Here is a 15,423-nt window from a genome sequence, read left to right on the forward strand (position 1 = left end):
CGCTTATTGATGTATCCAAAGTCTAATTTCTTGGCAATGTAAAGCGGGAAATTAGACTTTTTTTTAATCAGGTTTTTCATTAACGGAGCAAATGTGGTTCCCTGTGACAATGCCTCTGTACGGGGGGGAAATGGAAAATTCAGTTAGTGATCGGTGCAGAACTATAGTCTAACCTTTACCTCAGTACCGTCCTTCGCCTTGACATCTACCAGAAGGATCCCTTTTTGATTTTTCAGTTCCTTCACGATTGGTTTTAGCGTTTTTTGTCTATAAGTGGAATGGTATAGTCAAGTTTTTTTCTTTCGAAATGATCTTTCGCCCATTTGTTCGCATGTTTATGGAAAAATTTTGAAGTCAAAATTGAAATCCCAATGTTTAAAAGGGCATATGGAATTGGGATGGAGAAACGAACGTCTTTTGCTTTCACTTTTAAATACAGCATGAGCAATCTCTATTCAATGATGACAGAAACGGTATCTCCGTTTGCTGACTTCACATCAACGATTTGACCATCTAATTCGTTTTCAATTGCATCAATAAGAAGGTTTATGTCAATATCCTTTACATATTTTTCAGATTGAGGAATACTCGCAGCGATATTATGTCCAGTCATTAATACTACTTTGACAAGTTTTATAGGCAAGTTGACTGTGACATTATCATTTTCAGCTGATACAACACGAAGTTTTAAGGTTTTATCTAAATACTTAGTCGGTTTTTCCGCCAGCGTACTGCCTGCTTCTTCTTTCTCTTTTAATACCTGGATCAATTCTGATCCCTTATCTGCATCAATTTTCCCATCTTGCACTTTGTTAATACTCTTGTAATTTCCTCTTTCATGGTAAAACCCTCCCTATTCATCTTTTAATAGCTTAATGGCTTCTTCTGGTGTGATTTCACCATTTTCCAACATGGAGACAATCTTTTTCTCGTCTACTTCGATTTTCTTCTTCTGCACATATCCGAGGGATGAAATGATGTCCGTTAGTTTGCCTCGGACCGTCGGATACGAAATCCCCAGTTCCTTTTCAACTTCTTTGATATTCCCTCTACATGTTAAAAATACTTCCACAAAATGAAGCTGATCCTTTGATAGTGAAGCCAGTTTAGATAGTTCAAATTCATTTTCAATCGTAGTATGACAATGGGAGCACTGCAATTTCGTAATCTTCAATGTTTTGCTGCAGACTGGACAATTTGTTATTACTTTATAAGCCATTTTGAAATTCCTTTCTTTTATTTGTTTTGATTATAAATCAAATAATTAAAAATGTGAATAATAAAAATTAATATATTTAATCATAAAGTTAAAATAATTAATTTAAAATAAATATTATTGATTTTTCATCTTGGAGATTCAATGCAAACAAGAAAAGGTGATTATCATATTTTTTTCTGAATTCCCCGGTAGGACAATTCCCGCAACCGGTGCTATTATCGAAAAAGGTTTTACTCTCTTTCTGTTGAATTAATAAATTCAGGTATTAACCAAATGTAAGGAGGATTCAAATGGATAAAAGAGTTCAGTTTGATTTTGAAATAGATTTTACAAATGGTGGAGGAATACAAGGGCAGGAATTCAGGCTTGATATCGATGGAGATGACATCACTGATCAAGAGCTGGCTGATTATATTGTAGAGGACATGAGGTTGCTGATGGTAGGCGAAGTGAGAATACTTAACAAAAAAATCATTAATGAAAAGCATAAACGAAAATCTGCTGAAAAGAAAACCGAACAGTAATCTTTGAGAATTTATTTCAGTTATTCCTTCGTTCCACAAAAAACGAATCATACTTCTGATCAATATTCGAGAGTGCTGTTCATCTTGAATTTACGAAAAAATACCCTTATGCTAGCGGGGTAGTATAATGAATTGAAGAGTCCAAGGGTTATATAAAATAAAAAATTGTACAAAAAAGGATGCATATCATGCCGATTAATTCTTTTGAAAACTATCCGATGAGTTGGAAGCCATCCATTGATAAAAAGGAAAGGCCCATATATCAGGCACTCGCAGGAAAATTGGAACAGGATATTTTAAGCGGGGTACTCATACCTGGAACAAAACTTCCTCCACAGCGGGAGCTGGCCGATTATTTAGATATGAATGTGAGTACCATTTCAAAAGCGTTTAAAGTGTGCGAGTTAAAGGGATTGTTAAGTGCAACGGTTGGAAGCGGCACATTTGTATCGTATGATGCGTTGTCGAATGCGTATTTACTTGAAGATACAAAGCCGACGTCTTTAATTGAAATGGGAGCGACTCTGCCGGATAATGCTTCTTACGGGCCGCTGCTGCTCCAACTGAACAGTATGCTGCAAGAGCCGGGTTATGAGAAATGGTTTGGTTATGGGCGGGCAGGCGAAACATTATGGCAAAAGGATGCGGCTGTAAAGCTAATCCAAAGAGGCGGGTTTGAAACGACAGTTGATCATATATTATTTGCAAATGGAGCGCAAAATGCGATCGCTGCCACACTTGCGAGCTTATGTCAGCCTGGAGATCGCATCGGTGTTGATGATCATACGTACCCAGGCTTGAAAACCGTTGCAGCGATGCTCAGTGTGCAGATCGTGCCGATAAAATCAGAGCACGATGAAATGAGTCCAACTGCCTTTGAATATGCGTGTAAAAATGACAATATTAAAGGGATTTACTTGATCCCGGATTATCATAATCCGACTGCTTCCTTTATGTCTGTCGAGAATCGAAAAGTGATTGCGGCAATTGCCAAAAAGTATAATCAGTTCATCATTGAAGATGCGTCGTATCATCTCCTCAATGAAAAACCACTTCCAGCAGTCGCATCTTTTGCACCGGAACAGGTTATCTACATTGCCAGTTTGTCTAAATCATTAGCACCGGGATTGCGGCTTGCCTATGCAGCAGTGCCGGGTCAATTTAAGGAGCGGATTTCGAAGGCACTTTATAATTTGACTATTTCCGTTTCCCCATTATTAGCAGAACTGGCGGCACGCACGATTGTATCGAATCAATTTGAACTCTTGATTCAGGGTCATCGTGAAGAAACCATTCGCAGAAACCAACTGGTCAATCGATATTTGGGAGACTATAGGTGTTTAGGTGTTGAAACAGGCATCTTTCGCTGGCTCTTATTACCAGGTACCATTACAGGTGCTGAATTTGAGAGTTTAGCTGCACGGCAGGGGGTACAAGTCTATGCGGCTGAACGTTTTGTAGTTGGAAACAGTTGTCCTGAGAGGGCTGTAAGGATTGCAGTCTGTGCCCCGGGGTCGCTCGAAGAACTTGACCAGGGATTGATGATCCTTGAACGCTTACTAAACGATCTTATCTAATATTGTCTGCCATACAATTATTATATTGTATGGTTTTTTTGTGCGTGGTACGATAATTCAAATCAAGTTGGAGTATAAGAAATAGAATAAAAGAAAGGGAGGTTGGATTATGATACCCAAAGAGAGCGGAAAAACATTAAACCCTCAATCAGCGTTGTTACAGAGCTATGTTCTTTCTCCAGAAAAACAACAACAATTATATAAAAGGACATTAATCGTTGTGGTCTTATCCCAAATTTTTGGAGGAGCCGGACTTGCTGCAGGAGTGACAGTGGGGGCCCTTCTAGCACAAGACATCTTAGGGACAGATAGTGTTACGGGTATTCCAACTGCGTTATTTACATTAGGATCAGCAGGGGCAGCACTGCTTGTGGGGCGGCTTTCTCAAGCGTATGGACGCCGTTCCGGACTTGCAGCAGGATTTTTGGCTGGAGGCATCGGTGCCATCGGTGTAGTCATGGCAGCATTAACAAATAGCATTCTGCTTTTATTTATTTCACTGCTTATCTACGGAGCCGGCACGGCTACAAACCTGCAAGCACGCTATGCAGGAACTGACTTGGCAAACTCAACACAAAGAGCAAAGTCTATTAGTGTTGCTATGGTCGCCACTACATTTGGTGCGGTTGCAGGTCCAAACTTAGTGGATGTCATGGGCGGGTTTGCGATATCAATAGGAATTCCTGCTTTAGCCGGTCCATTTATATTAGCTGCTGCAGCTTATTTACTTGCTGGTTTAGTCCTGTTCATTTTACTTCGTCCCGATCCCTTTATGGTTGCAAAGGCAATATCAGATGCTCAACGAACAACCGGCCGTTCACTTTCAGATGGACATTCTGAGTTGTTATCAGTAAACAGGCGGGACATTTTTGCAGGAGCCTCCGTAATGGTTCTGACTCAATTTGTGATGGTTGCCATCATGACGATGACACCCATACATATGGGACACCACGGACATGGTTTGAAAGATGTAGGGCTTGTAATTGGATTTCACATAGGTGCGATGTTCCTGCCTTCATTAGTAACGGGTTATCTTGTTGATAAAATCGGCCGTCCTGCTATGGCTATTGCTTCTGCCATTATGCTGCTTGCGTCCGGCGTACTGGCTGCTATGGGACCTGCTGATTCGATGGCAGTACTCATTACAGCACTGGCTTTACTCGGCCTTGGCTGGAATTTCGGTTTAATCAGCGGCACAGCCATCCTTGTAGATGCAACTCCACCCACTACCCGGGCTAAGACGCAGGGTTCAGTAGATGTTTTGATTGCTTTGTCAGGGGCATTAGGAGGAGGCTTATCGGGAATGGTTGTGGCATATTCCAGTTATGCAGCACTTTCAATGGCTGGTGCTGTGCTTTCATTAATGATTATCCCAATCATTATTTTGGCGGGTAATAATCAGAGTAAGGTTAATAAACGGAATGTTTAAATACGGATAGGGAAAAGCTGCAAATGTAAAACATACACACATTTGAAAGGAGGAAAAAATGTGAACAATCCTGTTGTCATTGTTGGTGCTGGTTTAAGTGGCCTGCGGGCTGCGTCCCTGCTTACTGCCCAGGGCATCAAGTGTAAGGTTTTTGAGGCTAGAGACAGGATCGGCGGCAGGGTCTTGAGCACTTCGGATCCCAACAGACCCGCCCTGGGCACATTTGACCTCGGGCCGACATGGTTCTGGCCGCAGTATGAGAACATGATGGACAGCCTTGTTAAAGAACTGAATATAGATACGTTCGTTCAGTACACAAAAGGGGCGATGCTTTCAGAACGAATTCAAAACGAGCCGCCTGAGCGTTTTGTACTGCCGGAAAATTCGGGAGAAAGGTCGATTCGCTTCAAAGGAGGTGTGCAGACTCTTATTGATGCTGTAGCAGATACTATCCCCTCGGAGGTAATCGAGCTTGAAACGCGTGTTACAGCAATTCGACTGGATGATGCCGGTGCTGCCACGGTTGAGGCACACCTTGCTGATGGAACGAGAAAAAACGTTACGGCAAGTGCTGTTATCCTCGCACTGCCGCCTCGGATATTGGCGCATCATATCGAATTCTCCCCCACTCTTCTTCCAACGATTATGACTGACCTTGTAAGCAAACCCACGTGGATGGCGGGACAGGCCAAGGCAATTGCAATCTATGATCGTCCTTTTTGGAGGGAATCAGGACTCTCCGGGTTCGCAACGAGTTGGGTCGGACCCTTACAAGAAATCCACGATGCTTCTCCTGAAACAGGATCTGGTGCATTATTTGGTTTCTTCGGAATGCCAGCGAAAACGCGCCGTGAACTGGGGGAGGATCACGTTCTGAAATTGGTCATTGATCAATTGGTTCGGCTATTTGGAACCCCAGCCCAAAACGTCAGGGCTATCCTGTACAAGGATTGGTCCACTGATTCTGAAACAGCTGTCGAGGAAGATTTGGCCCCACTTCGAAATTTCCCAAGCTATGGTCAACCACCAAAAGCAGGGGTATGGGAAGAGAAAATCCATTTTGCTGGTACAGAAACAAATTCACAGTATGGTGGACATCTTGAAGGTGCACTTCAATCAGCTGAGCAGGCAGTTTATGAAATTGTTAATTTGAAAAACAAACCCTTATGACAAGACGCCAGTAAGCGAACGGCCACTTACTTCGCTAATGACTATCTTAAATATGAATCATTACAGATGAACATGGGGGATTGAGGAAGAACAAGATTTTATAATCAATTTGAATAGTATAGATATATTGGAAAATCAGTATGAGGATCGATTTCGGGAATCTTGATGTCACTCCTTTTTTATTTCAAAGACCCGTCCCGGCATGCATTAGCGCAATCATGTATATTGGGACGGGTCTTTCCTTATAAGCAGGAGCTAAGGTTCTCTTGATTTGTTCAAGCATTAATGAATATAAAACTTGATTTTAATTGATTCATATATTACAATTCAAATCGTAATGATTACGATTTATTCAATGAAATGACATAATACGCAGTAACGGCTAAAGTTTTTTGTAGACGAAATAGATTCAAGTCAATAACATTGGATTGTTCCAGGGTAAAGAAACTGGAGATCGTCTCTACATAAAAAGAGAAGTAAACTAAAATTTTTTTACTTTTTAAATCGTAATCATTACGAATAAAGAATCAATTAATTGGAGGAGAAGAAATGGTAAAGAAGATGGCAGGTTTTATAAGTTTATTCGCCCTTATTTTTGGGATGGCTGCTTGCGGGAATGTAGAGACAAATAGCAGTAAAGAAGGCAAAGATCCAAAGAATGAAAAGTTGAAGGTTTTTACTACTGTTTATCCCCTGCACTATTTTGCTGAGCAGATTGCCGGGGATGAAGCAGTGGTGGAGTCAATCTTGCCTCCGGGTTCCGATCCTCATCATTATGAACCAACGACGAAAGAGATGGTGAAAATCGCTGAGTCCGATGCGTTCATCTTTAACGGAGCAGGTCTGGAATCTTATGCAGAGCAAATCTCGGATTCTATTCAATCTGAAGACGTGAAAATAGTGGAAGCATCTAAAGGGGCAGATCTGCTGGATCACGGCCATGAACATGAAGGGGAAGAAGGCGGTCATGAAGAAGCACATGATCATGGGGACAAAGATCCCCACGTATGGCTGAATCCAATGCTGTCCATCCAGCTGGCCGAAAACATTAAGGATACACTGGTGGAACTTAAACCGGAAAAAAAGGAAGAGTTTAATAAAAACTTCAATGAGCTAAAAGGGACTCTTGAAGACCTGGAAGATGAGTTCCATTCAACCATTGAGAGTCTTCCAGGGAATAGAATCATTGTCTCGCATGCTGCATACGGATACTGGGAGCAAGCCTACGGCATCGAGCAAATTGCGGTTTCCGGATTAAGTCCCAGTAATGAACCTTCCCAAAAAGAGCTGCAAAACCTTATTGAAACGGCAGAAAAGATCGGCATGAAATACGTGCTTTTCGAACAGAATATAACACCTAAAGTGGCGGAAGTCGTTAGAAAGGAAATCGGGGCAGAAGCATTGCGTATCCACAACTTATCTGTTTTGACAGAAGAAGATGTGGATAATAACGAGGATTACTTTACACTCATGCATCAAAATTTAGAAGTATTATCAAAAGCCTTAGCTGAGCCTTCAAAAGCTTTAGAAGAATCATCAGACAGTGAACACGACCACGACCATAATCATGCTCATGACGAAGAATCAGAGAAAATCTATGAAGGATACTTTGAAGACAGTCAAGTAAAGGACCGTTCCCTTTCTGATTGGGAAGGTGACTGGCAGTCTGTTTATCCATACCTTAAAGATGGGACCCTTGATGAAGTATTTGCCCATAAAGCAGATCATGAAGGAGATAAAACAGCGGACGAATATAAAGAATACTATGAGGAAGGGTACCAAACCGATGTCGATAGGGTCTTGATTGAAGGAAACACCGTAACGTTCTATGAAAACGGGAAAGAAAATTCTGGTGAATACAATTATGACGGATATGAAATCCTGACCTACGATGCCGGTAACAGGGGAGTAAGATTTATATTTAAACTAGAAGGAGAATCCGGAGAACTTCCTCAGTATATCCAATTCAGTGACCATAGCATCTATCCGACAAAAGCTGCTCACTACCATCTATATTGGGGTGACGACCGTGAAGCTTTATTAAATGAAGTCACTAACTGGCCAACCTATTATCCATCAGAAATGACAGGAGAAGACATTGCAGATGAGATGATGGCTCATTGATTTGAATATGAATTTCTTTATAAACGGGTTATGAATGCGTAGATTTAGAACGTATCCTAACAAACTCTAAATCTATATAGAATAATAAATCAGACAGAGTAAAGGCAAAGAGATGATACTGTGAAATATATGTGTATTAGTTAAATGAAAATCCGAACGAAAATTCAAATTCTTTAAATAGAATTCGAATTAGTTCGGATTTTTTTATTTGGCTTTGTTAAAGCATGTTAGTTGATTTAGCTTATTCCAGCGGTTGATTGGAGTGCAAGACGCAGACTCCTGCGGGAAAAGTAGCTTATGTGAGACCCCGCAGGAGCGAACGCGACGAGGAGGCTCACGGGCTACCCGCGGAAAGCGAAGTCTTGCACGGAAATCATTAGCGGTATTTAGAGTCAGCACTAAAAATGTTCGTCTTTAGGCAGTGGTTTTTAGATTTGTCCAAACCTCTTTTCTATATACGATGTGCTCCTTTTAGAGACAACTAAAAAATCTGTCGTAATTTGTTTATTTAAAATAGTAAGAAAATTTTAAATAAACTGTTTACATATAACGTCATATGACGTATTATAATTTACAATATGATGTTATGAGACATCATAAAATCTCGGAGGTGCTTTTATGACACATTCATTATCTCAATCACTAATCAAAAACAAAGGAAAGGAGGCGGCTGCCATGAAACAAGAACATGTTAATCAAATTCAAAACGCCATTCACGCAATTGAGAAGAAAAATGTCCAAAATGTATTTTTCGTAGCTTGCGGCGGATCAATGGCATCCTTGTCTTTTGGTGACTATTTCATCACGAAAGACACTGGAAAACCCAGCTTTGTGTATACTTCCAACGAATTTGTCCATTCCGAACCTAAAGCGTTAAATGAAAACAGTTTAGTAATCCTGCGTTCTCACTCTGGCACAACACCGGAAACAGTAAAAGCAGCTACATATGCCCGGAGTGTAGGTGCTGTCACTGTCGCCATCTCTATGGATGTGGAATCTCCACTGTGCAAAGAAGCAGAATATGTCCTTCACTATAATTACAAAGATGGATCAGATGCCATCGATGGTGAAATCGGTATTTATTACTCATTCATTTTCAAACTGCTGAAAACCCTTACAGGTGACGAAAAGTATGATAGAGGAATTGAACAATTGAGCAATCTTGGAGAATTAATCGAAGCGAATCAGGAGAAACATAAAGAAGCTGCTTTCGAATTCGGCAAGAAGAATAAGAGAGAGAAAACGATTTATACGATGGCAAGCGGCGCTTATATCCACCATGCATACTCATTCACCAGCTGCCTGCTGATGGAAATGCTATGGATCCATTCAAATGCTATTCATTCAGGGGAATACTTCCACGGTCCGTTTGAAATCACGGATTATGATGTGCCTTTCCTGCTGATTGTCGGTGAAGGTCCAAGTAAGCCTTTAGATCAGCGTGCGCTGGATTTCGTAACGAAATACAGTGAGAAAGTAGAAGTAGTAGACGTCAGCAAATTCGATTACAGCGGTGTGGACGATGATTTGAAAGAATATTTTGGTCCAGCCTTAACAGGTCCCGTCATGCGGCTATATGCAGATGGATTAGCAGAGCACACGGGTCACCCGCTGTCTGTTAGAAGATACATGTGGAAAATGGAGTATTAATTGTCATTGACATGGTGTAAAATCTATTATTAAAAATAACGGTATGGATGAGGCGATAATATGAAAAAAATGTTCAGCTTTCTTCTGGTAGGCTTAACCGCTGCTGGTATACTGGCAGGGTGTAACTCATCTGACACAAGTTCCGCATCTAAAGAAGGTGAGGTCGTTATTGATTTCTTTCACCGTTGGCCAAATGAGCCGAGAAAATCATTCTATGATGAGAAAATCAAAGAATTTGAAGAATCTCATCCCGGTGTCACCATCAATGTTGATTCTGTATTAAATGACTCTTATAAAGAAAAGGTAAGGGTTTTGGTATCAAATGATGGCCTCCCTGATATTTTCTCTTCATGGTCAGACTCTTTCGCTGAAAATCTGGTCAGCTCCGGCCGGATAAAAGAACTGAATGACATCATTAGTGAAGATCAGGAATGGAGTGGGAACATTCTTGAATCCCAGTATCAAGGGTTTACATTTGATGATAAAACATATGGTATTCCTTTCACAGTAGACGGAAAAGCCTTCTTTTATAACAAACAAATCTTTGAAGAAAATAATATTGAGGTTCCCAAGACATACGATGAGATGCTTGATGCATTGGATCAATTAAAATCGGCTGGTTATGAAACGCCTCTAGTCGAAGGATTAACGAATGCATGGGCAATTTCTCACTATATGGGTACGATCTTTGATCGTGTCGTGGATCCTGAAGTTCGCGAGGCAGATTATAAACTGGAAAGTGCTTCACCCTATACAGATAAAGGATATATCCAAGGATTAGAGATGTTCCAAGAGCTTACTGCTTATATGGGAGAAGTCTCTACCGCCATTGATCACGAAGCAGCACGAAATATGTTTGCCGCTGGAGAAGTGCCGGTCCTCTATATGCAATTTGCTGAAGTAGGTTTGGTTCAAGACATTGGAGATGTGGAAATCGGTTTCTTCAACTTCCCTGAAGTAACGGATGGAGAAGGGCGGGCTGATTCTCTGACAGGTGCTCCTGAGGGCTGGATGCTTAGCAAGGATGCTCCTGAAGAAGCGGTTGAATTCCTGAAATTCTTGACTTCTGAGGAAACAGCTCAGGAATTTACGAAAGCAGACGGCCAATTAAATGCGGTGAAGAATGGGGTCACAGAAGAGAATACCAGTCCTACCAGCTATGAAGCGTATCAAATTGTATTAGATGCATCCAATACAGCACCATGGTTCGATAATGCGGTCGATATTACGATTGCTGATATCTTCATGCGCGGTGGTCAGGAACTGGCTACGGAACAGAAAACACCAGAGGATATTATGAAAGAGGTTCAAACAGAAGCAGCGAAAATGAGTGAGTAATAGAGAGGGCCCTGACATTCGGGTGTCGGGGCCTTCTGATTATCATGAAAGAGGGTGACACGTATGAATTTAAAAAAAATGTCTTTAACGCCAATTTTATTCCTTCTGCCAACCGTCCTATTTTTAGGTATTTTCATTTACATACCACTCATTCAGAACTTTTATAACAGCTTCTTTGATTTCAATGTATTTACAGATTCAAAAGAGTTTGTGGGTTTAAGCAACATAAAAGAATTATTCCGGGATGAAGTGATCGGTATCGCATTCTTCAACAACCTGAAATATGCAGTAATATCGGTGATCTTTCAAATATTCTTCGCTCTTATACTGGCAAGCATCCTGGAAGATAAGTTGTTTCGCAAAGTCGCTCCAGCGCTGAGGGTCATTTATTTTATACCGGTCATGATCTCCATTTCAGTCATCGCTCTTTTGTTCGGCTTTGTGTATAATCCGCAAATCGGTTTGTTAAACAGCTTTATGGAGTTAATCGGGCTCGGTGATCTTGCCAAACCGTGGCTTGGTAATTCGGAGACTGCGATCTACAGTGTCATTGCCATGTCACAATGGCAGAGTATTGGCTTAATCACGATGCTGTTCATTGTTGCTATTCAAAAAATCCCTAATGAATTGTATGAAGCTTCCCACATAGATGGTGCAGGAAAGATCCGTCAGTTCTTTCACATTACTCTTCCTCAAGTAAAGGAAACCATGTTTGTAAATCTATTGATTACAGTCACCGGTTCCATCCTGGTCTTTAATGAACCATATATTTTAACCAATGGAGGACCTGGTAACAGTTCGATGACATTAGCCGTCCATATGTATCAAAATGGATTCTTTAAGGACAACATGGGCTATGCCTCTTCGATCGCCACATTAATGTTTTTATTGTCAGCCATCTTTGCATTAGTCCAAATCAAAGTGTCTAAAACAGGAAAGGAAGATTGATGATGAAAATAGAAAATGTGACAACTGAAAAATCAATTTTCCCGGCTGCTCAAAGAAATTACATGCCGCTCAAAACGCGTATATCCCGAAATGTCATTTTCCTTGGCTTATTGATTTTCGCCTTGATGATCCTATACCCTCTTTTTTGGATGTTTATCTCTTCTTTTAAAAGTTATCAGGAAATTTATTCAAACGTTTGGGCACTTCCAAGTGAATGGCACTTTGAAAATTACGCACTTGCCTGGGAAAAAGGGATTCAAAACTACTTTTTGAATAGTGCTTATGTTACTGGATTTTCAATCCTCCTTACGGTGATGTCGGGTACGATGGCTGCCTTTGTCTTGTCTCGTTATCGGAATCGCTGGATTGATGCGGCTCTACTATTTATCATTGGCGGTTTGATGATGAATCCGGAGGTTGCACTCATTCCTTTGTTTGAGATATTAACATTCTTTAACTTAATCGATACAAGATGGGCATTAATTTTAACGTATGTTGCTTATCGTCTTCCTCTTACCATTATCTTAATCCGCGCCTTTTTCATCACTGTACCAAAAGAGCTTTCAGAGTCTGCCTTAATTGATGGATGCAGTGAGTTTGGGATCTATTGGAGGATATATTTGCCTTTATCTATTCCGATCGTCATTACTTCAGTCATCATTAACGCCTTTTATGCATGGAATGAATTCCTGTTTGCGACGGTATTTATCAATTCCAGTGAATTGAAAACGATTCCATCCGGCTTGATGGTCTTCAGGGATGCTTTAAGAACCGATTGGGGTGTCTTATTGTCTGGAATGGTTATTGCATCCATACCGATGGTCATTTTATTGATTGCTCTGCAAAAATATTTAGTACGCGGCCTCTCTGAAGGCTCGGTGAAAGGATAGTGACCTATGAAATTAATTACGATTGGTGACAATGTTGTAGACTGCTATTTGGATCGTAACGAATACTTTCCAGGCGGTAATTGTGTGAATGTCGCTGTAAATGCTAAACGCAATGGTGCGGACAAGGTTTCCTATATCGGTATATTTGCAACGGATGGACCTGCTGAACATATAAAAGAGGCCCTGAAACAAGAAGGAGTCGACTTTCATTTCTCCCGGGATGCAATCGGCATTACCGGCCAGCCCAAAGTGGCGCTTACAGATGATAACGACAGGGTGTTCGTCGGCGGTCCGAAAGACACTGTCCAACACCGGTTTAAAATTCAGCTTATACCGGAGGAAGTAGACTATCTCAAGCAATTCGATTTATGTCATGTGAGCTGCTATTCGTCAATGGAAAGTGAGCTCGGTAAAATTGCGAAAGAGATTAAGGTTTCGTATGACTTTTCAAATCGCAAAGATCTGGACTATATCTCATCCATTGCCCCGCATATAACTTATGCGTTCTTCTCGGCTGCAGAACTAACCCAAGAAGAACTTCATGAATTTGTTGAAAGCCTTTCGCCGTTTGATTTTGATATTGTTGGTTTAACGCGGGGAGGGGAGCCTGCAGTATTTGTTCATAATCAACACATCTACAAACAAACATTACGAAACATAGAAGTGGTCGATACGATGGGTGCAGGAGACAGTTTGATTGCCGGCTTCCTAACCGAATATGTGAAAAGCAATGATATCGAAAAGGCCATTGAAAAAGGGACCATTTCAGCTGAAAAGACATGTCAAGTATATGGAGGGTTTGGCTACCCTGCAAAGATGTAATTCATTTTATTTCACCCGTGGTTCATGTATAATTATTGTAAAATTGAGATATTGAGGCGTTGACAATGGAAAAAGACAATCTAAATCGAGATCAGCTTTATTTATATGAAGAAATCATGACCGGCCTTAAACAATATATTGATAACAATGGATTAAAAGAAGGAGATCGGATCCCTACTGAAAAAGAGCTGGGAGATTTATTTAATGCCAGCCGTATATCCATCAGACGTGCAATCAAGGAACTGGTGGAGGAAGGTACACTGAAAATTGTCAGGGGTAAAGGAACGTTTGTAAGCGCAGCAAGAAAAGAAATTCATTTATTGGATTTGCAGGGTTTTACAGAAGGACTGACAACCAATAATGATACGATCACGAAAGATATCATTTCAATTCAGACAGTGAAAAGGAATAAGGATTTAGACAGGGTCTTTGAAAATCAATACGATGAATATATTGAATTGGTAAGAAAGGTTTATCGCAATGATCAGGCGCTGAGCCTGGACTTTGCCTATTTACCGACTGATCTTTATCCCGGCATCGAAGAGAAAATCACTCCTGAAAGTTCCACCTTCGCCATTATTCATGAGGAGTATGGAGTAGAGTTTAGAAAAGTAAATAAAAACCTGGAGTTTATCCATCCGGATGAAGAACTGCAGAGACACTTAAAGGTAAACAGCTTAAATATGCTCGTTTTGGTGGATAAAGTGATTTACGGTGAACAGGATGCACCTGTCCATTATTCAAAGTACTATTTAATTGCTGACCGGGTGAAATTAAGGCTGGAACATATCATTAACAAAAATTAAATAAAGAGGATGTAAAGGATGTATAAAGCTGTTATTTTTGATTTTGATGGGCTGATCTTGGATACGGAAACCCTTCATGTGGAAATATTTCAAGAAATGTTTAACGACCATCATATTGAATTTCCATTTGGAGAATGGATTCATCATGTCGGAACGAAAAGTAAATTTTCTATATTTGATTTATTGGAAAGGGAACTTGTCTCAGTAAAAGTAGACCGCGAGCTGCTGAAAACCCAAAATCAGCAAAAATTTTCAGAACGGGTTCGCGCTCTCGAAGCACGTCCGGGTGTTCTTGACTACCTGGATGCCGCGAAAGCCGAAGGACTAAGGATTGGCCTGGCATCAAGCTCTAACAAGAAGTGGGTCACGGAACATTTAACGCACCTTAATCTGATCGATTATTTTGAAACCATCAGAACGGCAGATGATGTGGAATTCGTCAAGCCGGATCCTGCTTTATATAAGCTGGCTGTAGAAGACTTGGGTGTTTCGCCTTCAGAATGCCTTGCGTTTGAGGATTCTGCAAATGGCGCATTGGCTGCAGTCGAGGCCGGTCTGACATGTATCATTGTCCCCAATCATACGACCCGGGATCTGGAATTTCCAACTGTGAAACAAAGATTGAACTCCATGAGTGATGTATCGTTCAACCAATTGCTCGAAGAAATGAATACACATGTTAAGGAGGAAAAGAATTAATTCTTTTCCTTTTGTGCGATTATTGGTTTTATAGAAAATAGTCAGTGTATTTGGTATATTTAGTTTAAAAGTGACGGGAGGGAAAGCACGTTATGACATTTGCTAAATCGGTCATACCTCATGCAAAGCCTGATGGAATGCGATACTTTGTATGAGGATAAGATGACATCGCAATAAGTAACATACATTCCACTGCATTAGGCTTTGCACCTTATTTATAAAAAAAA

At 40.7% G+C, this 15,423-nt stretch carries 13 protein-coding genes and 2 pseudogenes; 12 read left to right on the top strand and 3 right to left on the bottom strand.

The genetic code is table 11. The annotated features are described in order from the left end of the window. Nucleotides 1–161 precede the first annotated feature (161 nt). The 3 genes and pseudogenes from V6B33_RS01580 to V6B33_RS01590 form a co-directional block, all read right to left on the bottom strand. A pseudogene (locus V6B33_RS01580) lies at nucleotides 162–442 on the bottom strand (hypothetical protein). 9 nt (nucleotides 443–451) lie between these two features. Then, a pseudogene (locus V6B33_RS01585) lies at nucleotides 452–840 on the bottom strand (SHOCT-like domain-containing protein). Between the two features lie 13 nt (nucleotides 841–853). Then, nucleotides 854–1,219, bottom strand: coding sequence for a DUF2089 domain-containing protein (locus tag V6B33_RS01590; RefSeq protein ID WP_334215985.1), 366 nt, complete (start codon nucleotides 1,217–1,219; stop codon nucleotides 854–856). A gap of 290 nt (nucleotides 1,220–1,509) precedes the next feature. Here V6B33_RS01590 and V6B33_RS01595 point away from each other — a divergent pair, with 290 nt between their 5' ends. From V6B33_RS01595 to V6B33_RS01650, 12 genes are all read left to right on the top strand, one after another. Beyond that, nucleotides 1,510–1,743, top strand: a complete 234-nt coding sequence (locus V6B33_RS01595; protein ID WP_334215986.1) for a cyclase — start codon at nucleotides 1,510–1,512, stop codon at nucleotides 1,741–1,743. A gap of 188 nt (nucleotides 1,744–1,931) precedes the next feature. Next, nucleotides 1,932–3,320, top strand: a complete 1,389-nt coding sequence (locus V6B33_RS01600; protein ID WP_334215987.1) for an aminotransferase-like domain-containing protein — start codon at nucleotides 1,932–1,934, stop codon at nucleotides 3,318–3,320. Between the two features lie 109 nt (nucleotides 3,321–3,429). Further along, nucleotides 3,430–4,749 carry an MFS transporter gene (locus V6B33_RS01605; protein WP_334215988.1) on the top strand — a complete coding sequence of 440 codons (1,320 nt, stop codon included), beginning with the start codon at nucleotides 3,430–3,432 and terminating at the stop codon, nucleotides 4,747–4,749. 60 nt (nucleotides 4,750–4,809) lie between these two features. Next, the gene (locus V6B33_RS01610; RefSeq protein WP_334215989.1) at nucleotides 4,810–5,919 is read left to right on the top strand and encodes a flavin monoamine oxidase family protein; all 1,110 of its coding nucleotides are present in this window, start codon (nucleotides 4,810–4,812) and stop codon (nucleotides 5,917–5,919) included. A gap of 549 nt (nucleotides 5,920–6,468) precedes the next feature. Further along, on the top strand, nucleotides 6,469–8,043 hold the full coding sequence (locus V6B33_RS01615; RefSeq protein WP_334215990.1) for a metal ABC transporter solute-binding protein, Zn/Mn family: 1,575 nt from the start codon (nucleotides 6,469–6,471) through the stop codon (nucleotides 8,041–8,043). 675 nt (nucleotides 8,044–8,718) lie between these two features. Continuing rightward, nucleotides 8,719–9,693: an SIS domain-containing protein gene (locus V6B33_RS01620; RefSeq protein ID WP_334215991.1), complete on the top strand. Its 975-nt coding sequence runs from the start codon at nucleotides 8,719–8,721 to the stop codon at nucleotides 9,691–9,693. A gap of 60 nt (nucleotides 9,694–9,753) precedes the next feature. After that, entirely contained in the window at nucleotides 9,754–11,031 is a 1,278-nt protein-coding gene (locus V6B33_RS01625) for an ABC transporter substrate-binding protein (RefSeq protein ID WP_334215992.1), read from the top strand. A 63-nt stretch (nucleotides 11,032–11,094) separates the two neighbouring features. Then, nucleotides 11,095–11,979, top strand: coding sequence for a carbohydrate ABC transporter permease (locus V6B33_RS01630; protein WP_334215993.1), 885 nt, complete (start codon nucleotides 11,095–11,097; stop codon nucleotides 11,977–11,979). Beyond that, nucleotides 11,979–12,869 (top strand): carbohydrate ABC transporter permease, encoded by an 891-nt coding sequence (locus V6B33_RS01635; RefSeq protein WP_334215994.1) that lies wholly within the window; start codon nucleotides 11,979–11,981, stop codon nucleotides 12,867–12,869. The genes V6B33_RS01630 and V6B33_RS01635 overlap by 1 nt, the downstream gene beginning before the upstream one ends. Before the next feature lie 6 nt (nucleotides 12,870–12,875). Next, nucleotides 12,876–13,691: a PfkB family carbohydrate kinase gene (locus V6B33_RS01640; RefSeq protein WP_334215995.1), complete on the top strand. Its 816-nt coding sequence runs from the start codon at nucleotides 12,876–12,878 to the stop codon at nucleotides 13,689–13,691. Between the two features lie 65 nt (nucleotides 13,692–13,756). Further along, nucleotides 13,757–14,497, top strand: coding sequence for a GntR family transcriptional regulator (locus tag V6B33_RS01645; RefSeq protein WP_334215996.1), 741 nt, complete (start codon nucleotides 13,757–13,759; stop codon nucleotides 14,495–14,497). A gap of 18 nt (nucleotides 14,498–14,515) precedes the next feature. Continuing rightward, entirely contained in the window at nucleotides 14,516–15,196 is a 681-nt protein-coding gene (locus tag V6B33_RS01650) for an HAD family hydrolase (protein WP_334215997.1), read from the top strand. Nucleotides 15,197–15,423 lie beyond the last annotated feature (227 nt).

The organism is Mangrovibacillus sp. Mu-81 (assembly GCF_036867415.1).
GTDB lineage: Bacteria > Bacillota > Bacilli > Bacillales > Bacillaceae_B > Rossellomorea.